The organism is Micromonospora sp. S-DT3-3-22, from assembly GCF_015354745.1.
GTDB lineage: Bacteria > Actinomycetota > Actinomycetes > Mycobacteriales > Micromonosporaceae > Micromonospora > Micromonospora wenchangensis.
This window is the reverse complement of record NZ_JACGMO010000053.1, coordinates 1-22,973: the sequence shown is the minus strand read 5'-3', so window position 1 is coordinate 22,973 and position 22,973 is coordinate 1. Positions and strand designations below refer to the sequence as shown.

General features: G+C 72.9%; 24 protein-coding genes and 1 pseudogene. 10 read left to right on the top strand and 15 right to left on the bottom strand.

Annotated features, from left to right (window positions below; genetic code table 11):
- Positions 1-4: 4 nt before the first annotated feature.
- Positions 5-1,711, bottom strand: a complete 1,707-nt coding sequence (locus tag H1A17_RS17005) for an acyl-CoA dehydrogenase family protein (protein WP_145920011.1) — start codon at positions 1,709-1,711, stop codon at positions 5-7.
- Between the two features lie 111 nt (positions 1,712-1,822).
- Here H1A17_RS17005 and H1A17_RS17000 point away from each other — a divergent pair, with 111 nt between their 5' ends.
- Positions 1,823-2,281: a hypothetical protein gene (locus H1A17_RS17000; RefSeq protein ID WP_194822317.1), complete on the top strand. Its 459-nt coding sequence runs from the start codon at positions 1,823-1,825 to the stop codon at positions 2,279-2,281.
- Positions 2,282-2,294: 13 nt separating this feature from the next.
- Here H1A17_RS17000 and H1A17_RS16995 read toward each other — a convergent pair whose 3' ends face one another.
- From H1A17_RS16995 to H1A17_RS16975, 5 genes are all read right to left on the bottom strand, one after another.
- Positions 2,295-3,011 carry a thymidine kinase gene (locus H1A17_RS16995; protein WP_145920009.1) on the bottom strand — a complete coding sequence of 239 codons (717 nt, stop codon included), beginning with the start codon at positions 3,009-3,011 and terminating at the stop codon, positions 2,295-2,297.
- A gap of 45 nt (positions 3,012-3,056) precedes the next feature.
- Positions 3,057-4,451, bottom strand: a complete 1,395-nt coding sequence (locus H1A17_RS16990) for an MFS transporter (RefSeq protein ID WP_194822316.1) — start codon at positions 4,449-4,451, stop codon at positions 3,057-3,059.
- Between the two features lie 15 nt (positions 4,452-4,466).
- Complete coding sequence (locus H1A17_RS16985) at positions 4,467-5,234, bottom strand: glycerophosphodiester phosphodiesterase (protein WP_194822315.1); 768 nt, start codon at positions 5,232-5,234, stop codon at positions 4,467-4,469.
- A gap of 77 nt (positions 5,235-5,311) precedes the next feature.
- Positions 5,312-6,154, bottom strand: coding sequence for an SDR family NAD(P)-dependent oxidoreductase (locus H1A17_RS16980; protein WP_145920006.1), 843 nt, complete (start codon positions 6,152-6,154; stop codon positions 5,312-5,314).
- The gene (locus tag H1A17_RS16975) at positions 6,151-6,972 is read right to left on the bottom strand and encodes a 1-acyl-sn-glycerol-3-phosphate acyltransferase (RefSeq protein ID WP_145920005.1); all 822 of its coding nucleotides are present in this window, start codon (positions 6,970-6,972) and stop codon (positions 6,151-6,153) included. The genes H1A17_RS16980 and H1A17_RS16975 overlap by 4 nt, the downstream gene beginning before the upstream one ends.
- 173 nt (positions 6,973-7,145) lie before the next feature.
- Here H1A17_RS16975 and H1A17_RS16970 point away from each other — a divergent pair, with 173 nt between their 5' ends.
- From H1A17_RS16970 to eis, 3 genes are all read left to right on the top strand, one after another.
- A complete protein-coding gene (locus H1A17_RS16970) occupies positions 7,146-8,558 on the top strand; it encodes a cytochrome ubiquinol oxidase subunit I (RefSeq protein WP_194822314.1) in 1,413 nt (470 codons plus the stop codon).
- Positions 8,559-8,572: 14 nt separating this feature from the next.
- On the top strand, positions 8,573-9,571 hold the full coding sequence (gene cydB, locus H1A17_RS16965; protein WP_145920003.1) for a cytochrome d ubiquinol oxidase subunit II: 999 nt from the start codon (positions 8,573-8,575) through the stop codon (positions 9,569-9,571).
- A gap of 114 nt (positions 9,572-9,685) precedes the next feature.
- The gene (gene eis / locus H1A17_RS16960) at positions 9,686-10,888 is read left to right on the top strand and encodes an enhanced intracellular survival protein Eis (protein WP_145920002.1); all 1,203 of its coding nucleotides are present in this window, start codon (positions 9,686-9,688) and stop codon (positions 10,886-10,888) included.
- 84 nt (positions 10,889-10,972) lie between these two features.
- On the opposite strand, the gene H1A17_RS16955 is transcribed toward eis, so the two are convergent.
- A complete protein-coding gene (locus tag H1A17_RS16955) occupies positions 10,973-11,674 on the bottom strand; it encodes a hypothetical protein (protein WP_194822313.1) in 702 nt (233 codons plus the stop codon).
- A 66-nt stretch (positions 11,675-11,740) separates the two neighbouring features.
- Positions 11,741-12,193: a peroxiredoxin gene (locus H1A17_RS16950; RefSeq protein ID WP_168222497.1), complete on the bottom strand. Its 453-nt coding sequence runs from the start codon at positions 12,191-12,193 to the stop codon at positions 11,741-11,743.
- A gap of 172 nt (positions 12,194-12,365) precedes the next feature.
- Between H1A17_RS16950 and H1A17_RS16945 the strand changes: the two genes are divergently transcribed.
- On the top strand, positions 12,366-13,094 hold the full coding sequence (locus H1A17_RS16945) for an SDR family oxidoreductase (protein ID WP_145920000.1): 729 nt from the start codon (positions 12,366-12,368) through the stop codon (positions 13,092-13,094).
- Positions 13,095-13,131: 37 nt separating this feature from the next.
- Here the strand turns inward: H1A17_RS16945 and H1A17_RS35110 are convergent, their stop codons facing one another.
- Together H1A17_RS35110 and H1A17_RS16940 are read right to left on the bottom strand one after the other, a co-directional pair.
- Positions 13,132-13,257, bottom strand: a complete 126-nt coding sequence (locus tag H1A17_RS35110; protein WP_255469992.1) for a hypothetical protein — start codon at positions 13,255-13,257, stop codon at positions 13,132-13,134.
- Positions 13,254-14,653 (bottom strand): annotated as a pseudogene (locus H1A17_RS16940) (OFA family MFS transporter). Before H1A17_RS16940 ends, H1A17_RS35110 begins: the two are co-directional and overlap by 4 nt.
- Positions 14,654-15,152: 499 nt before the next feature.
- On the opposite strand from H1A17_RS16940, the gene H1A17_RS16935 reads away from it, so the two are divergent.
- Together H1A17_RS16935 and H1A17_RS16930 are read left to right on the top strand one after the other, a co-directional pair.
- Entirely contained in the window at positions 15,153-16,157 is a 1,005-nt protein-coding gene (locus H1A17_RS16935) for a tyrosine-type recombinase/integrase (RefSeq protein ID WP_194822312.1), read from the top strand.
- Between the two features lie 131 nt (positions 16,158-16,288).
- The gene (locus tag H1A17_RS16930) at positions 16,289-17,185 is read left to right on the top strand and encodes a bifunctional 5,10-methylenetetrahydrofolate dehydrogenase/5,10-methenyltetrahydrofolate cyclohydrolase (RefSeq protein ID WP_194822311.1); all 897 of its coding nucleotides are present in this window, start codon (positions 16,289-16,291) and stop codon (positions 17,183-17,185) included.
- A 17-nt stretch (positions 17,186-17,202) separates the two neighbouring features.
- On the opposite strand, the gene H1A17_RS16925 is transcribed toward H1A17_RS16930, so the two are convergent.
- Positions 17,203-17,982: an endonuclease/exonuclease/phosphatase family protein gene (locus tag H1A17_RS16925; protein ID WP_145919996.1), complete on the bottom strand. Its 780-nt coding sequence runs from the start codon at positions 17,980-17,982 to the stop codon at positions 17,203-17,205.
- 190 nt (positions 17,983-18,172) lie between these two features.
- On the opposite strand from H1A17_RS16925, the gene H1A17_RS16920 reads away from it, so the two are divergent.
- On the top strand, positions 18,173-18,931 hold the full coding sequence (locus H1A17_RS16920; RefSeq protein ID WP_228543692.1) for a TSUP family transporter: 759 nt from the start codon (positions 18,173-18,175) through the stop codon (positions 18,929-18,931).
- Positions 18,932-18,974: 43 nt separating this feature from the next.
- Here H1A17_RS16920 and H1A17_RS16915 read toward each other — a convergent pair whose 3' ends face one another.
- The gene (locus H1A17_RS16915) at positions 18,975-19,589 is read right to left on the bottom strand and encodes a malonic semialdehyde reductase (protein WP_145919995.1); all 615 of its coding nucleotides are present in this window, start codon (positions 19,587-19,589) and stop codon (positions 18,975-18,977) included.
- 97 nt (positions 19,590-19,686) lie between these two features.
- On the opposite strand from H1A17_RS16915, the gene H1A17_RS16910 reads away from it, so the two are divergent.
- Both H1A17_RS16910 and H1A17_RS16905 read left to right on the top strand, forming a co-directional pair.
- Positions 19,687-20,034: a helix-turn-helix domain-containing protein gene (locus H1A17_RS16910; RefSeq protein WP_145919994.1), complete on the top strand. Its 348-nt coding sequence runs from the start codon at positions 19,687-19,689 to the stop codon at positions 20,032-20,034.
- A 3-nt stretch (positions 20,035-20,037) separates the two neighbouring features.
- Complete coding sequence (locus H1A17_RS16905) at positions 20,038-20,832, top strand: GNAT family N-acetyltransferase (protein ID WP_194822309.1); 795 nt, start codon at positions 20,038-20,040, stop codon at positions 20,830-20,832.
- Here the strand turns inward: H1A17_RS16905 and def are convergent.
- The 3 genes from def to H1A17_RS16890 all read right to left on the bottom strand — a co-directional run.
- The gene (gene def / locus H1A17_RS16900; protein WP_145919992.1) at positions 20,812-21,321 is read right to left on the bottom strand and encodes a peptide deformylase; all 510 of its coding nucleotides are present in this window, start codon (positions 21,319-21,321) and stop codon (positions 20,812-20,814) included. The two genes, H1A17_RS16905 and def, sit on opposite strands and share 21 nt — an antisense overlap.
- A 10-nt stretch (positions 21,322-21,331) precedes the next feature.
- On the bottom strand, positions 21,332-22,117 hold the full coding sequence (locus tag H1A17_RS16895) for a TetR/AcrR family transcriptional regulator (protein ID WP_145919991.1): 786 nt from the start codon (positions 22,115-22,117) through the stop codon (positions 21,332-21,334).
- A gap of 27 nt (positions 22,118-22,144) precedes the next feature.
- Positions 22,145-22,973: chorismate-binding protein (locus tag H1A17_RS16890; RefSeq protein ID WP_194822308.1), on the bottom strand; the 829-nt coding region annotated here is incomplete at its 5' end.

Below are 22,973 nucleotides of genomic sequence, written 5' to 3'. Positions count from 1 at the left end.
CGGGTCAGGTGAGCAGGTCGAGGTGGTGGTGGGCGTCGGCGGAGACGTCCTCGTGCCGCAGCCACCGCCGGGCCCACAACCGGGCCGCCACCTCGGCCTGCCCGTCACCCCACGCGGCGTGCTCCACCAGCAGCGCCGCCGCCAACGCGTACGCCATCCGCAGGGCCAGGCCGCGCGCGCCGGCCAGGACCGTCGCCGACGCCGGGTCGGCGGTTACCTCACCGAGGGTGGCCCGCAGCTCCCCGGCCACCGTGGCGAGGGTGTCGGCCAGGGTCGGGGACAACGGGCGGGCCGCGTCGGCGGCATCGGTGAGCCGACGCAGCAGCGGCGCCCCGGCGTCCTCCCGGGTGACCGCGCGCAGCACGTCCACCGCCAGCACATTGGTGGTGCCCTCCCAGATCGGCAGGACCTGCGCGTCGCGCAGCAACCTCGGCACGCCGGTGTCCTCGACGTAGCCGGCCCCACCGAACGCCTCCACGTACTCGGCGGCGCAGGACACCGCCAGCCGGCCGGTGGCCAGCTTCGCCAGCGGCGCGACCACCCGCAGCTCCGCGGCGGCCTGCGGGTCGCCGCCGACCTCGACCCGGCCGAGCAACGTGAACGCGTGCCCGGCCAGGGCGAACGCGCCCGCCGCGTCCACCGCCAACGCGCCGAGGGTGGCCCGGTGCAGCGGATTGTCGGCCAACAGCCCGCCGGCCACCCGCCGGGTGCGCGCGTACGCCAGCGCGTAGGACAGGCCCCGGCGTATCCCCGACGCGGCGGCCGACGCGTTGTGCACCCGGGTCACCACCACCAGGGTCATCGCCCGCACCAGCCCCGGCACCGCCGGGTCACCCAACGGCAGCGCGTACGCGTCCCGCAACCCGATCTCGGCGGTCGGCAACGCCCGGGTGCCCAACTTGTCCTTGAGCCGCCGCACCACCACCCCGGGGGCGGGACCGTCGGGGACGGCGGTCGCCCCGGCCAGCGGCGAGTCGGCCGCGTAGCGGGGCACCAGGAACGGGGCGAGGACCCGGCTGCCCCGCCCGGCCCCCTCCGGCCGGGCCAACGCCACCGCCATCGCCGCGTCGGCGGCCGAGCAGAACCACTTCTCCCCGGTCAGCCGCCACGACCCGTCGGCGGCCGGCCGGCCGAGGGTGCCGGTGCCGGACAGGTCGGAGCCGCCCTGCGACTCGGTCATCCACTGCCCGCTGACGATCGCGGTGTCCGGGTCGGTGGCGACCAACCGGGGCAACCAGGCGTCGCGGACCTGCGCGTCGACGTCGGGGCTGCTCAGCAGCGCCGCCGCGCCGTCGGCCATCGCCACCGGGCAGGAGAAGGTCGCCGACTCCGGCCCGTACAGGTGCAGCAGGGCGTGCTGGACGACGCGGGCGGCGGCCCCCCACGTGCCGCGCGCCGACTCCAGGTAGGGCAGGGCGACCACGGCGTGCCGGGCGGCGGCGGCCCGCTGGGCCTGCCAGCCGGCGCTGGTGTCGATCCGGTCGACGCGCGCGCCCCACGGGTCGTAGCGGACCAGCGTCGGCGGGTGGGCCTCGGCGTCGGCGTGCGCGGCGCGCAGCGGCCCGGTGACGTCGGCGGCGAGCGCGGCCAGCCGGTCCTGCGCGGCGGTGTGCCCGGCCGCGCCCAGCTGCCGGGTCAGCCACGACCGCAGCAGCCGGTCACCGGCGTACGGGTCGTCGATGTCCGGTACCGGCTGCACGTAGCGGCTCATCCGTCGCTCCTTCACCAGGGGTGTGCGCCGACGGTAGACGATCACCCCGGCCGCGCGACAGGGGGCGAACCGCCTGCGCGGCCCCGGCCCGTCCGCCTACCGTCGCAGGTGATGAGCGTGCGGCAGGCGTGGACGCGACCGGCGCGGCGGCGGCGCCCGGTGCGCACCGGCCTGTTCCTGGGTGGCCTCGCCGTCGGCCTGTGCCTGGTCGGGGTGGCCGGGCTGGGGCTGTGGAACGTGCAGGTGGTGGCGGGCGCCACCGGCCCGGTGCGGGAGACCGCCGACGGGTTCTTCCGGGAGTTGTCCGCCGGTGAGGTGGACCAGGCCTACCGGCGGTTGTGCGCGCAGACCCGCAGCCGGTGGAGCGAGGTCGGGTTCGCCGGCTGGGTCCGCACCCCGCCGGTGGTCACCGGCTACGAGATCCTCGACGTGTCGGTACGCACCCGCGACGGCCGGCCGGCCGGGGAGGTGGCGGTGCGGGTCACCCGCGACGGCGGGGCCGCCGAGCAGCGCCGGCTGCCGGTGGTGAAGGAGGACGGTAAGTGGCGGGTCTGCGGCGACCCGTACTGACCCGCCGGGCGGGTCAGGCGCGTGGGCCGAGGTCGCCGGAGCGGTAGTGCCGCCGGCACAGCACCTGGTAGCGCACGTCGGCGGTGTCGACGGTGTCCCCGATGACGACCTGCGCGCCCTCGCGGGCCACCCGCCCGTCGACGACCCGGGCGTTGAGCAGGCCCTCCCGCCCGCACCAGCACAGCACCTCCACCTGGATGCGGGCCACCTCGTCGGCCAGTTCGAACAGCCGCCGGGCGGCCGGGAACAGGCAGGACCGGAAGTCGGTGGCGAGGCCGAAGGCGTACACGTCGACGTCGTAGCCGTCGACCAGTTCGGCCATCTGCTCGACGTGCGCCACGTCGTAGAACGACGCCTCGTCGCAGATCAGGTAGTCGATGCGGACCCCCTCGGCCCAGGTGTCGCGGACCAGCGCCCGCAGGTCCAGCTCGTCGGTCACCTCCACGGCGGTGTGGGCCAACCCGATGCGGGTGGTGACCCGTGGCCCCAACGACCTGTCGATGCGGGTGGTGACCAGCCCCCGGCGGCCCTGCCGGGCGTGGTTGTAGTTCATCTGCAACGCCATCGTCGACTTGCCGCAGTCCATCGGACCCCAGAAGAACTTCAACGCGGCGGCGTGCAGCGGACGGCCGTCGACGCCCCGCGCGGCGGCGCAACCGGTCCCCCCGTCGTCCGGGCCGGGCAGGGGACGGGCCAGGCAGGTGGGGGTGGCAGCGGCGTCGTCGGTCACGTCGGGGCAGCCTAGCCCATCGGCGCGGGTGGATCGGGCCGATGGTCAGAGCACCCGGGGCGGGGTGTTGCCGGCGGCGACGATGGCCCGGCGGATCGGCACCGCGGCCAGCAACGCGAACCCCACCACGAAGAAGATCAGCAGGGAGACCAGACCCACCCGGTAGGAGGAGGTGAGCTGGAAGACCAACCCGAACGCCAGCGGGCCGAGCCAACTGGTGCCCTTGTCGCTGATCTCGTAGAACCCGTAGTACTCGCCCTCCTTGCCGGCGGGGATGAGCTGGCTGAACAGCGACCGGCTCAACGCCTGGCTGCCGCCGAGGACCAGACCGATCGCCCCACCGAGGATCATGAACGGCAGCGGGGCCTCGGCGGGCAACCGGAACGCGCCGATGATCACCCCGGTCCACAGCACCAGCGACAGCAGCACCGTCTTCCACGCGCCGATCCGCCGGGCCAACGCCCCCAGCGCCAACGCCCCGCCGAAGGCGAGGAACTGCACCAGCAGGATCGTCACGATCAGCGTGCTCTGCCCCAGCCGCAACTCCTCGGTGCCGTACTGGCTGGCCAGGGTGATCACCGTCTGGATGCCGTCGTTGTAGACCAGGAACGCCAGCAGGAAGAACAGCGTCAACGGATACGCCTTGATCTCCCGCAGGGTCCGGCCGAGCTGCCGGAACCCGTCGGTGACCACGTCACGGCCCGCCCCGCGCAACGCCTCGGCGGTGGGATGCTCCCGCAGCCACCGCAACGGCACCAGGGTGAACACCGCCCACCACACCCCGGCCGACACGATCGACCAGCGGGCCAGGTCCAGGGTGCGCTGCGGGTTGTCGTCCTCGCTGAGCAGGGTCACCGCCACCAGGTTCAACGCCAGCAGCAGGCCACCGCCGAGGTAGCCGATGGCCCAGCCGCGACTGGACACCGCGTCGCGTTCGTCCGGGCCGGCCAGCTGCGGCAGGAACGAGTTGTACACCACCACCGCCGCGCCGAAGGCGATGTTGGCGACCAGGAACAACGCCCCACCGAGCAGGTACCGGTCGCCGGTGACCAGCGCCATCGCGATGGTCGCCCCGGCGCCGGTGAACGCCGCCCCGGCCAGCAGCCGCTTCTTGTGCACCGTCCGGTCGGCGATCGCCCCGACCACCGGCAGCACGAACACGGTCAACAGCACCGACAGCGAGATCAGGTACGGGTAGTAGGAACCGGCGGCGACCCGGACGCCCAGCGGGTGCACGTACCCGTCGCAGCGGTCCGCGCCCAGCTCGCAGCCGGCGGCCAGTTCGGTGACGGTGGTGAGGAACGGTCCGAGGAACACCGTGATGACGGTGGTCTGGAAGGCCGAGTTGGCCCAGTCGTACAGGTACCAGCCGCGCCGCTCCCGGCGCAGGCCCGCCGGGGTGTCGACGGTGGTCGGGGTGGTGGTGACCGGGTCGGCCATCGGGGTCCTCGGGGCTCAGGCGGCCCAGAGGCCGCGGCTGCGGTAGACGTCGCGCAGCACGCCGACGTGATCGGTCATGATGCCATCCACACCACGATCCAGTAAGTCGTGCATCTGGGCAGGTTCGTCGATCGTCCAGACGTGCACCTGCACCCCCAACCGGCGGCAGTAGGCCAGGAACCGGCGGTCGACCACGGGCACCCCGGCGTAGCGGGGCGGCACCTGCGCGGCCACCACCGACGGCGGTAACCGCACCGGCCGGCCGTGCCGCGACGCCCACCACAGCCGGGCCACCCCGCGCATGCCCAGGCCGGTGACCACCCGCCCGCCGGTGGCCGCGCGCAGCCGGGCCAGCCGGGCGTCGTCGAACGACGCCAGCAGCACCCGGTCGGCCGCACCGGCCCGGGTCACCGCCCCGACCGCCGGGGCGACCCCGCCGTCGGTCTTCACGTCGATGTTGAACCGGACCTGCGGCCAGGCGGCCAGCACCTCGTCGAGCCGGGGCACGACCGCCGCGCCGCCGACCCGCACCGACGCCAGGTCGGCCCAGCGCAGGTCGGCGATGCGACCGTGCTCACCGGTGACCCGGCGCAGGGTGGCGTCGTGGAAGACCACGCACACCCCGTCGGCGGTGGCGTGCACGTCGGTCTCCACGTACCGGTAGCCCAGGTCGACGGCCCGGGTGAACGCGGCGACGGTGTTCTCGTCGCCGTCGGCGGCCCCGCCCCGGTGCGCGAAGGCCAACGGGGTGGGGGCGTCCAGGTAACCGGGACGGGTCGACACGAGCGCAGTATGCCCGTCCCCGGTTGCCGGCGGGTGACCGACCGGCAACCGTCGCCCCGCCGGGGTCGCCCGCCCGGTCAGTCGATCCACGCCCCGGTCAGCGCGGTGACCGCCGTGCCGTCGAGGTCGGCGAGCTTCACCCCGACGAACTGCCGGGCCGGCGCGGAGGTCTGCACCCGCGGCGGCGGGGTCGGGCCGGTGACCGCCTGCACCACGACCGCCGCGGCGTCGGCGGGGGACTGCGCGGCGGCGAACGCGTCGGCGGTACGCCGCAGGTACGCCCGCAGTCCCGGCCCGTACGCCCCGGCGGCGGCCACCACGGCATCCCGGTCGATCCCGACGTTGGCGACGAACTCGCTGGCCACCGCCCCCGGCTCGACCACGCAGACGGCGACCCCGACGGTGGCGGCGACCGGGGTGAGGGACTCCATGAACCCCTCGACGGCGAACTTCGCCGCACAGTACGCCTCGTTGAACGGTTGCCCGATCACCCCGCCGACGCTGCTGACGGTCACCAGCCGGCCCCCGCTGGCCCGCAGGTGCGGCAGGGCGGCCCTGCTGACGTGCAGCACCCCGAAGAAGTTGACCTCCATGACGGCGCGGACCGCGTCGACGCCCTCCTGTTCCAGGGTGCCCAGGTGACCGGCGCCGGCGTTGTTGACGACCGCGTCGAGCCGCCCGTACCGGTCGACGACACCGGCGACGGCGGCGGCGACCGACGCCGGGTCGACCACGTCGAGTTGCCGTACGTCGACCAGGTCGGCGACGTCGGCGGTGGCGACGGCGGCCCGCAGCCGCGCGGCGCGGGACACGTCCCGCATGGTCGCCACGGTCCGCCAGCCGGCCCGCGCGCAGCCCAGGACGGCCTCCAGCCCGATGCCGCTGGAGGTGCCGGTGATCAGTACGGTCGGTTCACTCATCCCTGACCCTCTTCCGTGTGGCGACGGTCCGCCGGTGTGGCCCCGGCCGACGACGGGCGGCGGTGGACCCGGCTGGTGTCGACGGGACGTCCCGGGTCGACGTGCCGGGGCCGGTCCGGTTCGTCGGGCCGCAGCGGCACCAGGGTGTCGGTGATCGCGTCGATGATCCGGTCGGTGCCCCGGCGGGCCGCGCCGGGCGCGGTGGGGGAGAGGTCCCGCAGGTGCAGCGGCGCGCCGAAGCGGACCCGGATCACCGGGCGGCGGACCAGTGCCCGGGCCAACGCGCGCAGCATCCCCCGGGGCGCCCGGTAGGGCAGTACCTCGTGCGACCCCCACTGGGCCACGGGCACCACCGGGGCGTCGCAGGCCATCGCGAGGCGGGCGGTGCCGGTCTTGCCGCGTTCGGGCCACATGCCGGGGTCCAACCCGATGCGCCCCTCCGGGTAGACCAGCACCACCGACCCGGCGGTGACCGCTGCGGCGGCGTCGTCGAGCGCCCGGCGTACGGCGGTGCTGCCCCGGTCGACGCGCAGGTGCCCGGCGTGGCGCATCAGCGCGCCGAGCCCCGGGGTGCGGAACAGCCCACCGGTGGCCATGAAACGGGGCGACACGCCCCGAACCCGGCAGGCCGCGCCCAGCACGATGGGGTCGAAGGGGCTGATGTGGTTGGCGGCCAGGATCAGCGGCCCCCGGCGCAGGTGCGCGGGGACGTCCCCGCTGACCTCCAGCCGGGCGAACAGGGCGACGACCAGCCGGGCGAGCAGTTGGGCGGCACGCCAGAACCGTGGTGGCTGCCAGCCGGGGCGCGGGGTGTCCATCAGTCGCCGATGGTCGCACGGGCGTGGGGGAGGACCGGACCCGGGTCGTGCGGCCTGCGGTGATCAGGGTCATTGGTCCCGGGTCGGGTCGGGACCCCCGACCCTGCCCGTCGACCTACGACACGCAGTAGTATCTACTACGTCTCGTAGTATCAACGGCAGGGGGAATCCCGGTGGACGCGTTGGACGTCGCCCGCTGGCAGTTCGGTGTCACCACCGTCTACCACTTTCTCTTCGTACCACTGACCATCGGGCTGTCCGTCCTGGTCGCCATCCTCCAGACCCGCTGGCACCGCACCGGCGACGAGAAATACCTCAAACTCACCAAGTTCTACGGCAAACTCTTCCTGATCAACTTCGCCATGGGCGTCGTCACCGGCATCGTGCAGGAATTCCAGTTCGGCATGAACTGGTCCGACTACTCCCGCTTCGTCGGCGACATCTTCGGCGCACCCCTGGCCATCGAAGCCCTCGTCGCCTTCTTCCTCGAATCCACCTTCATCGGCCTGTGGATCTTCGGCTGGGACCGGCTCCCCAAACGCCTGCACCTGGCCAGCATCTGGGCCGCCGCCATCGGCACCAACCTGTCCGCCTACTTCATCCTCGCCGCCAACTCGTTCATGCAGAACCCCGTCGGCTACCGCTTCAACCCCGACACCGGACGCGCCGAACTCACCGACTTCGTCGCCGTCCTCACCAACAAGGTCGCCCTCATCACCTTCCCGCACACCCTCGCCGGCGCTTTCCTCGTCGCCGGCGCCCTCGTCACCACCGTCGGCCTCTGGCACGTCATGCGCCGCCGCGACAGCCCCGACACCGACGCCTACCGCCACGCCACCCGCTTCGGCGCCTGGGTCGTCCTCATCTCCGCCACCCTCGTCGTCCTCACCGGCGACATCCAAGGCAAGATCATGACCCAGGTGCAGCCCATGAAAATGGCCGCCGCCGAAGGCCTCTACACCACCGAGAGCCCCGCCTCGTTCTCCGTACTCACCGTCGGCAGCCTCGACGGCAGCCGCGAAGTCTTCGCCCTCAAGATCCCCTACCTGCTGTCCTACCTCGGCACCGGCGACCCCAACGGCACCGTCCACGGCATCAACGACCTCCAGGCCCAGTACGCCAGCCAGTACGGCCCCGGCAGCTACACCCCGATCATCCCGGTCACCTACTGGAGCTTCCGCTTCATGATCGGCTTCGGGCTCGCCGCCGCCGCCATCGCCCTGCTCATCCTCTGGACCCAACGCAAGGGCCGCACCCCCACCAACAGATGGCTGCTGCGCGCCGGCCTGATCATGCCCGTGCTCCCACTGCTCGCCAACTCCTTCGGCTGGATCTTCACCGAGATGGGCCGCCAACCCTGGATCGTCTTCGGCGAAATGCTCACCCGCGACGGCGTCTCCCGCAGCGTCTCCCTCACCGAAGTCCTCACCTCCTTCACCGCCTTCACCCTCATCTACGCCACCCTCGCCGTCATCGAATTCAAACTCCTCGTCCGCTACGCCCGCGCCGGCGTACCCGACGTCACCCCCGACCCCACCCCCGACGACACCGACGACGCCGAGCGCCCGCTCGCCTTCGCCTACTGACCCGGAGCCCCACCGTGGAACTCACCACCATCTGGTTTCTCCTCGTCGCCGTCCTCTTCACCGGCTACTTCATCCTCGAAGGCTTCGACTTCGGCGTCGGCATGCTCCTGCCCGTCCTCGGCCGCGACGACCGGCAACGCCGCGTCCTCATCAACACCATCGGCCCCGTCTGGGACGGCAACGAGGTCTGGCTCATCACCGCCGGCGGCGCCATGTTCGCCGCCTTCCCCGAGTGGTACGCCACCCTCTTCTCCGGCTTCTACCTGCCCCTGCTACTCATCCTGCTCGCCCTCATCGCCCGCGGCGTCGCCTTCGAATACCGCCACAAGCGCCCCGAAGCCTCCTGGAAACGCCGCTGGGACCAGGCCATCTTCTGGGGCTCCGCCATCCCCGCCCTGCTCTGGGGCGTGGCCTTCGCCAACATCTTCCGCGGCGTACCACTGGACGCCGACCACGAATACGTCGGCGGCCTGATCGACCTGCTCCACCCCTACGCCCTGCTCGGCGGCCTGACCACCCTCGGCCTCTTCCTCACCCACGGCGCGGTCTTCCTCGCCCTCAAGACCACCGGCGACATCCGCCACCGCGCCGGCACCCTCGCCGTCACCCTCGGCGCCGGCACCGCCGTCGCCGCCGTCGCCTTCCTCACCTGGACACTGACAATCCGCTCCAACGCCGCCGCCATCGTCCTCGCCGCCGGCGCCGCCCTCGCCCTGCTCGGCGCGCTCGCCGCCGCCCGGGTACGCCGCGAAGGCTGGGCCTTCACCGGCACCGCCCTGGCCATCGCCCTCGCCGTCGCCACCCTCTTCACCGCCCTGTTCCCCAACGTCATGCCCTCCACCGGCGACCCCGCCGGCACCCTCACCGCCACCAACGCCGCCTCCACCCCCTACACCCTGAAAATCATGACCTGGGTCGCCGTCGTCTTCACCCCGATCGTCCTCGCCTACCAAGGTTGGACCTACTGGGTGTTCCGCAAGCGAATCGGGGTACAGAACATCCCGCAACACTGAAAGACGCGCGAGGGGCGCGGGACGCGGGGCCGGAGCGAGGGGGTCGCACCGGCCCCGCAACGCGTCCACCACAAACCCGTCGCCACCCCACCCAACCACCGCTATCGTCGCCGCATGCCGCACGACCCCCACGTCCGGGAACTCACCGACGACGACACCACCGCCGCCTGGCACCTCGGCCGCACCGCCTTCGGCTCCGACCCGCAACCCGCACCCCCACCCACCACCACCCCCGGCACCACCCGCTACGGCGCGTTCGACCACACCGGCCGACTCATCGGCAAAGCCGTCGACCTGCACCACCACCAGTGGTGGGACGGCCGCACCGTCGCCGCCGCCGACATCGCCGGCGTCGCCGTCACCCCCGAAACCCGCGGCCGGGGCGTCGCCCGCGCCCTGCTCACCACCCTGCTACGCGGCGCACACGACCGGGGCGCCGCCGTCAGCGCGCTGTTCCCCACCGTCGCCGCCCCCTACCGCGCCTGCGGCTGGGAAACCGCCGGCACCCTACGCACCGTCAACCTCCCCACCGCCCTGCTCACCCGCCACCACCCCAGCCCACACCTCACCGTCCGCCCCGGCACCCCCGCCGACCTCGCCGCCGTCGACGAACTGCACACCCACACCGCCCGCCACCGCCGCGGCCTACTCGCCCGCACCGGCCCCCTGCACGACCACCACCGCACCCGCCACACCACCGACCACACCCTGCCCTACGACGGCCTCACCCTCGTCGAACACCACGGCCACCTCGTCGGCTACGCCGGCTGGAACCGCCGCGACAACTACGGCGACCAGGGCACCATCACCGTCGACGACCTCGCCGCCACCACCGCCGACGCCGCCCGCGAACTCGTCGGCATCCTCGCCAGCTGGCACAGCGTCGCCCCCACCCTGCGCCTCACCCTGCTCCCCGGCGACCCCCTCACCCCCCACCTCCCCGTGGAAAAGGCCCGCGAACACGAACAGGACACCTGGATGCACCGCCCCGTCGACGTCACCCGCGCCATCCGCGACCGGGGCTGGCCGACACACCTGCACGGCACCGCCACCTTCACCCTCGACGACCCGCTCGCCGACTGGAACACCGGCACCTGGCACCTGGAGATCACCGACGGCCACGCCGACCTGCGCCGCACCACCGCCCCCGCCGACCTGCACCTCACCGTGCGCGGCTTCGCCCTGCTCTACACCGGCGCCGCCACCGCCCGCACCGTCGCCCAGGCCGGCCTCCTGCACCACCCCACCGGCACCGACCCCACCCCCCTCGACCTGCTCGCCGCCCCCGGCCCCGCCCAACTCGGCGACTACTTCTGACCCACCCCGGCGGGGGCAGCCGACCCGGCGACCCCCGCCCACCGGCACCGACCGGCCACCACCACAACCGTCACCGGCCCGACCTCACCGCGCCTCGCGCAACTCCGCCAACCGCGCCTCGATCTCCGCCAACTCCGCCCGCAACTTCTCCGCCTGCTGCTCCGCCTCCGACCGCTCCGCCGACAGGATCTGCTCCACCGCCTCCTGAACCCCCGGCACATCCACCAACGCCACCATCCGCAACGCCTCCGCCGGCTTCACCACGTACGGCTTCGCCAACGCCTTCGCCCCCTGCTGCGCCGCCACCGTCCACTCACCGTCGGCATACGCCAACGTCACCGTCAACCCCGCCGGCCCCTTCGGCTTCGCCACCTTCGTCGGCCGACGCGCCGCCGGCTTCTCCACCGGCACCGACTGCTGCTCCACCCTCGACTCCTCCCGACGCTGCACCGGCACCCGGGGCGTGTCCAACACGAACTCCGGCTCCGCCTTCGCCGTCGGCTCCACCGGCTCCACCGCCGGCTCCGGCTTCGCCTCCACCACCCGACGACCCGCACCCCGCGGCGCCACCGCCAGATCGGCGGGGGAGAAGGGCAACTCGTCGCGCCCGAACCGCACCACCACGAACTCGTCCGACACCGCCGGATCGGTCACCTCCACCACCTGACCCACCTGCCCGGCGATCTGCCCCGCCGACGCGGTGAACACCACCTTCGGCTTCCGCCCCGCCGCCAACGCCTCCCGGATACCCCGCACCTCGTCATCGGACAAACCCTGGCCCGCCATCACAACCCTCTTTCGTACACGTGTCTGATCCTGCCTTGATACCAGCCCACCACGACAACCGGAAGATCAGCCCCCCAGCACCCGCAACGCCTCGTCCGCGTGCTCGTTCATCCCCAACTCGCTGTGCACCACCGCCAGCACCCGCCGGTCCTGACCGATCACGAACGTCATCCGCCGCGTGCTCAACGGCCCCAACGGCAACCGCCGCCGCACCCCGAACGCCTGCGCCACCACACCGTCGACATCCGACAACAACGGATAGTCGAACCCGTGCATCCGGGAGAACTCCGCCTGCCTGTCCACCGAATCCCGACTGATCCCCACCCGCTGCGCCCCCACCGCCGCGAACTCCGCCGCCAGATCCCGGAAATGACAACTCTCCGCCGTACACCCACGGGTCATCGCCGCCGGATAGAAGAACAACACCACCGGCCCCGCCGCCAACAACTCCGACAACCGCCGCGGCGCACCCGTCTGATCCGGCAGCACGAAATCCTCCACCAGATCACCGACACTCACACCCACCACACACCTCCACCGATCCGTTCCGTCCGAAACGCGGTGAGCGTAAGCGATCACCCAGCACACCACCGCACCACCGCGCCACGTGAGCACCCACACCATGCCCACCACGCCGACACGGAGGTACCGTCACACCACCGCACACCGGACCCGCAGGGGAGCACAGGCAATGACCGCGGTCACCGTCATCACCGGCGGCAGCCGAGGCATCGGCGCCGCCACCGCCCGACGGCTCGCCGCGGCCGGCCACCACCTCGCCATCGGCTACCGCCACGACCACACCGCCGCCGCCACCGTCGTCGCCGACATCCACCGCCTCGGCGGCCGCGCCGTCGCCGTCCCCGCCGACACCACCGACCCCACCCACGTCGACCGCCTCTTCACCGCCGCCGCCGACCTCGGCCCCCTCACCGCCCTGGTCAACAACGCCGGCGTCACCAGCCCCATCGGCCCCTTCACCGCACTACGCCCCGACGACCTGCGCCGCGTCGTCGACGTCAACCTCATCGGCTACGTCCTGTGCGCCCAACAGGCCGCCCGCCGGCTCACCACCGGCGGCGCCATCGTCAACATCTCCTCCGCCGCCGCCACCCTCGGCAGCCCGGGGGAGTACGTCCACTACGCCGCCGTCAAGGCCGCCACCGACACCCTCACCATCGGCCTGGCCAAGGAACTCGCCCCCCGCGGCATCCGGGTCAACGCCGTCGCCCCCGGCATCATCCGCACCGACATCCACGCCGACTCCGGCGTACCCGACCGCGCCGACACCGCCGCCGGCCGCATCCCCCTCGGCCGCGCCGGCGAACCCGACGAGGTCGCCGGCGCCGTCGCCTGGCTGCTCGGACCCGACGCCACCTACACCACCGGCGCGGTGCTGCGCGTCGCCGGCGGCCTGTGACCGGCGGCCCGACACCCCGTCCACCGCCGCCCGGCCGTCAACCGGTGAACAGCTTCGCCACCGTCAGCACCGTCTGCACCACCCCGTACCCCAGCAGCACCGACACCACCGACCAGGAAACCCACAACCGGGCCCGCTGACCCCGGGGACCGTCCCCACTCATCGCGCCCCACTCCTCTGCGTCGTCACCACATCCGTGTCCCGCCCACCGGCCGGCTCGTGGTACCGCTGCGGCACCGGACGCACCAGCAGGTTCGCCACGAACCCCACCGCCAGCACCCCGACCATCGTGAACAACGCCGGCCGGTACGCCGCCGCCGTCAACGTCCCCGGCTCACCCTGCGCGTCCAGGAACGCGTTGACGATCAACGGCCCGGCCACCCCCGCCGCCGACCACGCCGTCAGCAACCGGCCGTGGATCGCCCCCACCTCGACCGTGCCGAACAGGTCCCGCAGGTACGCCGGGACGGTCGCGAACCCGCCGCCGTAGAACGACAGGATGACGCAGGCCAACAGCACGAACAGCGCCGTCGCCGTCTGCCCGACCAGGGCCAGCACCGCGTACAGCACCATCCCCACACCCAGGTACACCAGGTAGATCGGCTTACGGCCGATCACGTCCGACGTCGACGACCAGACGAACCGGCCGGCCATGTTGAACAGCGACAACAACCCCACGAACCCGCCTGCCGCGGCCACCGACACCGCCGAGCCGCCCCCGTCGCGGAAGAAGTCCTGGATCATCGGGCTGGCCTGCTCCAGGATCCCGATCCCGGCGGTCACGTTGCAGAACAGCACCACCCACAGCAGCCAGAACGCCCGGGTCCGCACCGCGTTCGCCGCCGACACGTTCGCCGTGGTCACCAGCGGCTTCGCCGCCACCGCCGCCGGATCGAACCCGGCCGGCCGCCAGTGCGCCGCCGGCACCCGCACGTTGACCACCCCGAACATCATGATCACGAAGTAGCCGACACCCAGCGTGACGAACAACCAGACCAGCGCCGGCCCCGAGGCCGTCGACCCGGCGTCGGCCGGGTCGTACCCGGAGTCGTACAGCGACAACAGCTGACGCGACAGGGGAGAGGCCACCATCGCCCCACCACCGAAACCCATGATCGCCAGACCGGTGGCCAGACCCGGCCGGTCCGGGAACCACTTGATCAACGTGGAGACGGGGGAGATGTAGCCGATGCCCAGCCCGATCCCGCCCAGCAGCCCGTACCCGACGTACAGCAGCCACAGCTGCCCGGTGGCGATGCCCAGCGCGCCGACGCCGAACCCGGCCGCCCAGAAGCACGCCGAGACGAACATCGCCTTGCGCGGCCCGTTCGCCTCGACCCAGGTGCCGGCGACAACCCCAGCATCACGATCGCGATGCTGAAGATCACTCCGATCGCCGTCTGACTCGCGTCGAAGTGCGCGATCAGGGAGTTCTTGTAGACGCTGGTGGCGTAGACCTGGCCGATGCAGAGGTGGATCGCCAACGCCGCCGGGGGGATCAGCCAACGGCTGTACCCGGGCGGCGCGACGGTGTGCCGACGGTCGAGTGCGGACAGCATCGGTGCTTCCTCTCCGGAACATCGCGGTGACGTGCTCCCGTCACATGCCCCCGCCGCCTGCGGCGGGCAAACCGACGCCGCGCCCGGCGGTCGCCCCGGTGAGCCGAACGGTCATCCAACCAGCCCCGCCACCAACTCCGGCCCTGATTCGATAATTCACATTATGTAAAGTGAGCCGGAAGAGTGGCCCCCTCCGGCCTTCGGATACCCGGAGTGGCGACAGCCGCCTTCGGGCCGCGCCCACGCGGCGGACACCCCGGAACCCGTGCGCCCCGCCGCCGGTCCGACGGGTCGCCGGTGCGGGGTCGGGCGGCCGACGAGGCACCGACCCGACATGTTCCAGTGGCACACAACGGCGGGATCCACCAGGACCCGCCACCCGGGCGCGCTGATGGCGACCACGGTGTGCAGCGGTAGGTGCGAGGCGGCCGGAGCAACCCGTCGCCGCTCCCCTCCCCCCGGGTGGCCGACAACCCGAGAAAGCTGCATAATATCCCTTATGCATGACAAACAGGACGAATCGGTTGGCCGGCTCATCGAGGAGTTCCTGACCGCGCGGGCCACCCGCAAGCCGTCCCCGCACACGCAGGAGGCGTACCGGCGGGACCTGCGGGCCGTCGCGGCGCTGGCCGGCGAGGAGTGCACCCCTCCCCTGTCCCCCGACGAGCTGATGATCTCCGCCCTCTCCCCCCGGGTGATGCGGGCGGCGTTCGCCCGGTTCGCCGCGCCCCGGGCGGCGGCGTCGGTGCACCGCGCCTGGTCGAGTTGGAACGGCTTCTTCTCGTTCCTCGTAGCCGAGCAGGTGGTGGCGGGCAATCCGATGCCGGCGGTGGGGCGTCCCCGGACGCCGCTCCCCCAGCCGAAGCCGTTGCGGGGCGAGGACACCCCGGAGGTGCTGTTGGCGTCGGTGTCGCGGGAGGACGCGCGGCAGCGTGATCCGTGGCCGGAGCGGGACGTGGCGGTGTTGGCGTTGGCGTTGTGCGCGGGGTTGCGCCTGGCGGAGTTGTTGGCGTTGCGGGTGTCGTCGGTGTCGGGGCGGGCCGGTGAGCGGCGGGTGGCGGTGGCCGGCAAGGGCGGTCGGCCGAGGGTGGTGCCGGTGGAGCCGGAGTTGGACGAGGTGGTGTCGGCGTACCTGGACAGTCGGCGGCGGCGGTTCGGGGCGCGCAGCGTACGTCCGGACGGGGTGTTGCTGGTGGATCGGCAGGGTGCGCCGTTGCGTCGGGGCGGGTTGCAGTATCTGGTGGATTCCTGTTACCGGCGGGCGGGGATCACCGACCGGGTGCCGGCGGGGGCGCGGTTGCACGCGTTGCGGCACACGTTCGCGACCCGGTTGGCCGAGGAGGGGGCGGGGGCGGCGGAGATCATGCGGTTGTTGGGGCATGCGTCGTTGGCGTCGTCGCAGACGTACATCGAGGTGACGGCGGGTCAGCAGCGGGCGGCGGTGCGGTCGAACCGGACGAACCGGGTGTTGGTGGGGTTGGTGTCGGGTGGTCCGGGTGACTGATCGGGGCGGTGTGTGCGGGGGTGGGTGTGGCATGGTGTGGGTGGATGCGACTGGCGGCACGGGGATGGGTTGACCATCGGGGAGCTCGTCGCGGGGGTCGACCGCCTGGGCCTCCGTGGTCGAGGTGAGCCATGTCCGTCTCTTCTTCTTCTGCTGCGTCGGCCGGTTCGGCGCGTCTGTTGCCGGGTGGGCCGGTGGCGGATCGGATTCTCGCCGAGGTCGCCGAGGGGGTGGCGGCGTTGCGGGCGGCCGGGGTGGTGCCGGCGTTGGCGACGGTTTTGGTGGGTGACGACGACGCGAGCGTGGGGTACATCCGGATCAAGTCCCGGCAGGCGGCGGAGTTGGGTTTCGCGTCGCCGCATGTGCGGTTGCCGGCGTCGGCGACGCAGGCCGATCTGCACCGGGTGTTGCGGGATTTCAACGACGACGCCGGGGTGCATGCGGTGCTGGTGCAGCATCCGGTTCCGGGGCATCTGGACTATGACCGGGCGTTGCAGGTGTTGGATCCGGATTCCGACGTGGACGGGATGCATCCGGTGAACCTGGGGCGGTTGGCGTTGGGGTTGCCGGGTCCGGTGCCGTGTACGCCGGCGGGGATCGAGGCGTTGTTGGCGTTCCACGGGGTGCCGGTGGCGGGGCGGGAGGTGGTGGTGCTGGGTCGGGGGGCGACGTTGGGGCGTCCGTTGGCGATGTTGTTGGCGCAGAAGCGGCCGACGGCGAATGCGGCGGTGACGGTGGTGCACACGGGGGTGGCGGACTGGCCGCGGTACACGCGGCGGGCGGAGATCCTGGTGGCGGCGGCGGGGGTGCCGGGGATCGTGCGGCCGGAGCATGTGCGTCCGGGTGCGGTGGTGGTGGGTGGTGGGGTGCGGTACGAGGGCCGTCGGTTGTTGCCGGATGTGGACGAGTCGTGTGCGCGGGTGGCGGGGGCGATCACTCCGCGGGTGGGTGGGGTGGGTCCGACGACGGTGGCGATGTTGTTCCGTAACGCGTTGCGGGCGGCGCAGCGGGCTGCGGGGCGGAGGTGACCGGGTGGGGGTGCGGCTCAGCCGAGGTCGACGATGAGGGGTCGGTGGTCGGAGATGGTGGAGCGGGGGGTGGCGGTGGCGGTGACCGGGGGTAGCCGGTGGCGGTCGTGGGGGTCGGCGAGGATGTGGTCGAGTTGTACGCGGGGTGCGGTGGCGGGGTAGGTGGGGCGGCGGGCGAGGGGTTGCCAGCCGGTGAGGAGGCGGGCGGGGCCGGCGGGGAGGTTGAGGTCGCCGAGGAGGATGCGGGGGGCCGGTAGGGCGCGCAGGGCGCGGACGACGCGGCGGAGTTGGTGGGCGTTCCAGCCGGGGACGAAGGAGAGGTGGGTGGCGGCGACGGTGAGGGGGCCGTGGGGGGTGTCGAGGACGGCGGCGAGGACGACGCGGGGTTCGTCGCGCAGGAGGATGAGGCCGCCGCCGGGGCCGGGGGCGTAGATGGGTGAGCGGACGGGTGCGGGGTTGAGGCGGGTGACGTGCCAGCTGTGGACGGGGTGGCGGCTGATCAGGCCGATGCCGTAGCAGGGTTCGCCGTGGCCGTCGTCGTCGTGGCGTAGGGGGCGGAAGTGTTCGCCGGGGGTGCCGACGACGGCGGCGGCGAAGCGGTGTTCGGGGGCGTCGAGGGCGTGGGCGGCGATGGTGGTGAGGTCGTGGTGGCCGCTGCGGGACTGGTCGCGGTCGACTTCCTGGAGGGCGAGGATGTCGGCGTCGAGGGCGTGGACGGCGGCGGTGAGGCGGTCGGGGTCGACGAGTCCGTCGGTCAGGGAGCGGCCGTGGAGCAGGTTGAAGGTGGCCAGGCGCACGTGTGCACCCTACGTGGCGTGGGACAGTTGCTGGATGATCAAGTTGTTGTGTTGTTCGGTGCTGGTGTTCGTGGCGGTGGGTGTGGTGGGGGTGTGGTTGCGGCGGCGGCGGGGGCGGTGAGGTGGGCCACTCGGGTGGGTGGGTGGTCGGGTGGGGTGGGGAGAATGGCCGGCCGTGGATCCTGTGTCGTTGACGACTCTGTTGACTGCGGCTGCCCTGGCGGGGTGGGTGGATGCGGTGGTGGGTGGGGGTGGGTTGTTGTTGTTGCCGGCGTTGTTGGTGGCGGTGCCGGGGGTGCCGGTGGCGACGGCGTTGGGGACGAACAAGTTGGCGGCGATCGCGGGTACGTCGACGGCTGCGGTGACGTATGCGCGGCGGACGAAGCTGGACTGGGTGGTGGCGGGTCCGGCGGCCGGGTTGGCGGTGCTGACGGCGGGGTTGGGTGCGGCGTTGGCGGGTGCGGTGCCGGGTGGTGCGTACCGGCCGGTGGTGCTCGTGGTGCTGGTGGTGGTGGCGGTGTTCGTGCTCGCGCGGCCGTCGCTGGGTGTGGTGGCGTGGCCGCAGCGGCGGACGCCGGTTCGGGTGGTGGTGGCGGTGGCGGTGGCGGGTCTGGGTATCGCCCTGTACGACGGGTTGATCGGGCCGGGTACGGGCACGTTCCTGGTGTTGGCGTTCACGGCGATTCTGGGTTCGGATTTCGTGCACGCCTCGGCGATGGCGAAGGTGGTGAACGCGGGAACGAATCTGGGTGCGCTTGTGGTGTTCGGGTTGACCGGGCACGTGTGGTGGGCGTTGGGTGCGGCTATGGCGGTGTGCAACGTGGCGGGGGCGGTGGTGGGGGCGCGGATGGCGTTGCGGCGGGGTGCGGGGTTCGTGCGGGTGGTGTTGTTGGTGGTGGTGTTGGCGTTGGTGGCGCGGTTGGGTTATGACCAGTGGCTGGCCGGCTGAGCGGGGTGCTCGGCGGGCCAGCCACTGGGGGTTCGGGGGTGGTTCAGGCGTGTCGGACGACGGTGTCGTAGTCGAGGCGGGGCAGCCGGGGGTGCCAGGCGTCGGGGCCGGGGTGGCCGATGTTGACCAGGAGTAGGGACTTCCAGCCGGTGTCGGTGAAGAATTCGTTGTCGACGCCGGTGGGGTCGAATCCGCCCATGGGTCCGGCGGCGAGGCCGGCGGCGCGGACGGCGAGCAGGAAGTAGCCGACCTGGAGGCCGGCGTTGAACCTGGCCATGGCGTCGCGGGTGGTGGGGTCGGCGGCGAAGTGTTCGCGCATGCCGGGGCGGATCGGGAAGACGGTGTCGAGGTGTTCGTGGAAGTCGGTGTCGGCGGCGAGGACGGCGACGACGGGGGCGGTGGCGGTTTTGGCGCGGTTGCCGTCGGCGACGTGGGTGAGGAGGCGGTCGCGGCCTTCGCCGGGGCGGACGAACAGGATGCGCAGGGGTTGGACGTTCATGGCGGTGGGTGGGTACTTGGCGAGGTCGAAGATGGCGTGGAGTTGTTCGTCGCTGACGGGGGTGTCGGTGAAGGTGTTGGCGGTGCGGGCTTCGGTGAACAGTTGGGCCTGGGCTCGGGGGTCGAGGGTGATCAGGTGGTCGGGCAGTACGTCGGTCATGGTGTCCTCCGGTCGGATCGACGGTTGCTGCGACTACGGTAGCAGCTAGTTTTTTCGAAGTAGCTACGGTGAGTTGAAGACCACGTATGCTGGGACGATGACGACGTGCTCCCCGACCGACGGCGGGCCCCGCGCCTGTCCCGGGGGGCTGTCCCGGGCGTTCGCGTTCCTCGGCAAGCGGTGGAACGGCATGATCCTGGGCACCCTCGCCCAGGGGCCGGCGGGCTTCGCCGAGCTGGCCCGGGCGCTGCCGGGCATCAGCGAGTCGGTGCTGTCCGACCGGCTCGGTGAGCTGGCCCGGGTGGACCTGGTCAGCCGCACGGTGCGCGAGGGTCCCCCGCTGGGTGTCAGCTACCAGTTGACCGGGCGGGGCGCGGCCCTGCTGCCGGCGCTGGACGAGCTGGCCCGGTGGGCCGACGAGAACCTTCCCGCGGGTCGTTGCTGAGCGGTGCCGGTCCGCGCCGAACACGACCGTGCCGTGCTGGCGGCGCTGCTGCGCCGTGATCCGGTGCTGCACGCCTACCAGTTGGGTGACCTGGACGACTTCTTCTGGCCGTACACGTCGTGGTTCCGGCGGGGTGACCAGGTGGTGCTGCTCTACCACGGGGCCGACGAGCCGGTGCTGCTGGCGTTCGCCGCCGACCGGGACCGGGCGGCGGTGGCGGCGCTGCTCGACGAGGTGGCCCCGGTGCTGCCGGCCCGGCTGTACGCGCACCTGTCCCCCGGCCTGGAGCGGGTCCTCGCGGGCCGGTACGTCGTCACGCCGGCCGGGGCGCACCTGCGGATGGCGTTGACCGAGCCGGGGCGGCTGGCCGGTGCCGCCGCCGGGGGTGAGGTGCTCGGCGCGGCGGACCTGCCGGCGTTGCGGGACCTGTACGCGGTGGCGTACCCGGGGAACTGGTTCGACGCGCGGATGCTCGACACCGGCCACTACGTGGGGGTGCGCGACGGTGACGCCCTGGTGGCGGTGGCCGGGGTGCACGTGTGGTCGCCGACGTACCGGGTGGCCGCGGTGGGGAACGTGACCACCCGTCCGGCGGTACGGGGGCGGGGTCTGGGCGGTCAGGTGGTGGCCGCGTTGTGTGCCCGGCTGGCCGCGAGCGTCGACCATGTGACGTTGAACGTGCGGGCCGACAACGCGGTGGCGGTGCGCCTCTACGAACGGTTGGGGTTCACCCGGGTGGCCGGGTTCGGTGAGTACGCGTTGACCGTCGGGGCGGGGTCAGCGGTGGCGGCGGGGTGAGTCGAACCGGCCGGCGCGGATCTCCCGCAGGGCCTTGCGGCGGACGTCGCCGCGCAGGGTGTCGACGTAGAGCCGGCCGGCGAGGTGGTCGGTCTCGTGTTGCAGGGCGCGGGCGAGGAAGCCGCTGCCGGAGATGGTGAGCGGGTCGCCGTGCCGGTCGACGCCGTGCACGGTGGCGTGCAGGGCGCGGCGGGTCGGGAAGTACAGGCCGGGGATGGACAGGCAGCCCTCGTCGTCGTCCTGGATCTCGTCGGACAGCTCGATGGTGGGGTTGATCAGGTGTCCGCGGTGGCCGTCGGCGTCGTAGACGAACACCTGGGCGTCGACGCCGATCTGGGGGGCGGCGACACCGGCCCGGCCGGGTTCGCCGGTGAGGGTGTCCATCAGGTCGTCGACGAGCTGTTGCAGGGCGGCGTCGAAGCGGGTCACCGGGGTGCAGGCGGTGCGCAGGACGGGGTCACCGATGATCCGGATCGGGCGTACGGTCATGTCCGGAAGGCTATCGGGGGGTTACCGGCGGCGGTGAACCGGCGCACCGGTCGGCGATCAGGGCGGCGATCCCGTCCAGGACGCGGGCCAGGCCGAACTCGAAGGCGCGGGTCGGGTCGGTGGCGGCCTGGTACTCCTGCCCGGCGGCGGTGCCGACCCGGGCGGCGGTGGGGAACCGGGCCGGGTCCATGACCTTCTCCAGGTAGGGGGCGTGGGCGCGCCACCACTGTTCGTCGGTCAGGCCGGTGCGGCCGGCGGCCTGCGCGGCCTCCACCGCGCCGCGTACCGCGCCGTGGACGTAGGAGTCGACGAGGGTGACCACGGCGTCCATCTCCAGGTCGGTCAGGCCGGTGCCCTCGACGGCGCGTAGTTCGTAGTCGTAGCGGGCGGTGACCTGGGGGCCCAGCGGGGGGCGGGTGGTGGCGACCTGCAACAGCCACGGGTGGCGCAGGTACAGCGCCCAGTTGTCCCGGGCGATGCGGTCCAGGCGGCCGCGCCAGCCGCCGGGGACGTCGGTGGGGCGGGGGGTCTCGCCGTGCACGGTGTCGAGCATGACGTCGAGCAGTTCCCCCTTGCCGGGCACGTGGGTGTAGAGGGACATGGTGCCGACGCCGAGGCGTTCGGCGACCCGGCGCATGGACAGCGCGGCGAGGCCCTCGGCGTCGGCGACGTCGATGGCGGCCCGGACGATCTGGTCGACGCCGAGGTCGCCGCTGCGGCTGACCCGGTCGCGGGTGCGCCACAGCAGGGCGAGGCTGCGGGCGGGGTCGCCGGTACCGCTGTACTCGACGTGCATGCCGTCACCCTAACGGCCCGGGTGTGCTCAGCCGGCGGCGAGCAGGGCCCGTACCGGGGCGGCCTTGGCGGCGGCCTCGGCGACCTCGGCGGCGGGGTCGCTGTCCCAGGTGATGCCGCCGCCGGCCCACAGGTGCAGCCGGTCGTGGTCGGCCGCCGCGGTGCGGATGGTCAGGCCCAGGTCCAGGTGGCCGGGGCCCAGCCAACCGAACGCGCCCATGCCGGCGCCCCGGCCGACGGGTTCCACGGCGGCGATCAGCGCCAGCGCGGCGTGTTTCGGGGCGCCGGTGACGGAGCCGCCGGGGCAGGTGGCGCGCAGCAGGTCGGTCAGGCCGGTCCCGTCGGCGAGGGCCGCCGACACGGTCGACTCGGCCTGCCACAGGTCGCACCAGCGGCGGACGGTGAACAGGTCGTCGACGGTCACCGAGCCGGTGCGGGCGATGCGGGCGAGGTCGTTGCGTTCCAGGTCGACGATCATGATGTGTTCGGCGCGTTCCTTGGCGGAGGCGAGCAGGTCGCGGCGGCCGGCGGGGGTGGCGGGGCGGGTGCCCTTGATGGGGCGGGTGACGACCCGGCCGGCGTGCACGGCGACGAGGGTCTCCGGTGAGGCGCAGCCGATCGTCCAGCCGTCGCCGTGCAGGGTGCCGCCGTAGCGGGCGCCGGGCAGCGCGGCGAGGCGGGCCAGGGCGGGGCGGGGGTCGCCGGTGTAGGTGGCGGCGGCGTGACCGACCACGTTGACCTGGTAGACGTCGCCGCGGCCGATGGCGGCGCGGACGGCGCGCACGGCGTCGGCGTGCTGGCGGGTGGTCCAGCTGTCCCGCCAGGGGCCCACCCGCAGCCGGTCGGGGGGCGGCCCG

Coding starts and splice junctions, on each gene's coding strand:
- def (WP_145919992.1), bottom strand. CDS start 21,321: ATGACCGTACGCCCGATCCGGATCATCGGTGACCCCGTCCTGCGCACC.
- H1A17_RS17005 (WP_145920011.1), bottom strand. CDS start 1,711: ATGAGCCGCTACGTGCAGCCGGTACCGGACATCGACGACCCGTACGCC.
- H1A17_RS17000 (WP_194822317.1), top strand. CDS start 1,823: ATGAGCGTGCGGCAGGCGTGGACGCGACCGGCGCGGCGGCGGCGCCCG.
- H1A17_RS16930 (WP_194822311.1), top strand. CDS start 16,289: ATGTCCGTCTCTTCTTCTTCTGCTGCGTCGGCCGGTTCGGCGCGTCTG.
- H1A17_RS16990 (WP_194822316.1), bottom strand. CDS start 4,451: ATGGCCGACCCGGTCACCACCACCCCGACCACCGTCGACACCCCGGCG.
- H1A17_RS16945 (WP_145920000.1), top strand. CDS start 12,366: ATGACCGCGGTCACCGTCATCACCGGCGGCAGCCGAGGCATCGGCGCC.
- H1A17_RS16975 (WP_145920005.1), bottom strand. CDS start 6,972: ATGGACACCCCGCGCCCCGGCTGGCAGCCACCACGGTTCTGGCGTGCC.
- H1A17_RS16910 (WP_145919994.1), top strand. CDS start 19,687: ATGACGACGTGCTCCCCGACCGACGGCGGGCCCCGCGCCTGTCCCGGG.
- H1A17_RS16935 (WP_194822312.1), top strand. CDS start 15,153: ATGCATGACAAACAGGACGAATCGGTTGGCCGGCTCATCGAGGAGTTC.
- H1A17_RS35110 (WP_255469992.1), bottom strand. CDS start 13,257: ATGAGTGGGGACGGTCCCCGGGGTCAGCGGGCCCGGTTGTGGGTTTCC.
- H1A17_RS16895 (WP_145919991.1), bottom strand. CDS start 22,117: ATGCACGTCGAGTACAGCGGTACCGGCGACCCCGCCCGCAGCCTCGCC.
- H1A17_RS16980 (WP_145920006.1), bottom strand. CDS start 6,154: ATGAGTGAACCGACCGTACTGATCACCGGCACCTCCAGCGGCATCGGG.
- eis (WP_145920002.1), top strand. CDS start 9,686: ATGCCGCACGACCCCCACGTCCGGGAACTCACCGACGACGACACCACC.
- H1A17_RS16955 (WP_194822313.1), bottom strand. CDS start 11,674: ATGGCGGGCCAGGGTTTGTCCGATGACGAGGTGCGGGGTATCCGGGAG.
- H1A17_RS16915 (WP_145919995.1), bottom strand. CDS start 19,589: ATGACCGACGTACTGCCCGACCACCTGATCACCCTCGACCCCCGAGCC.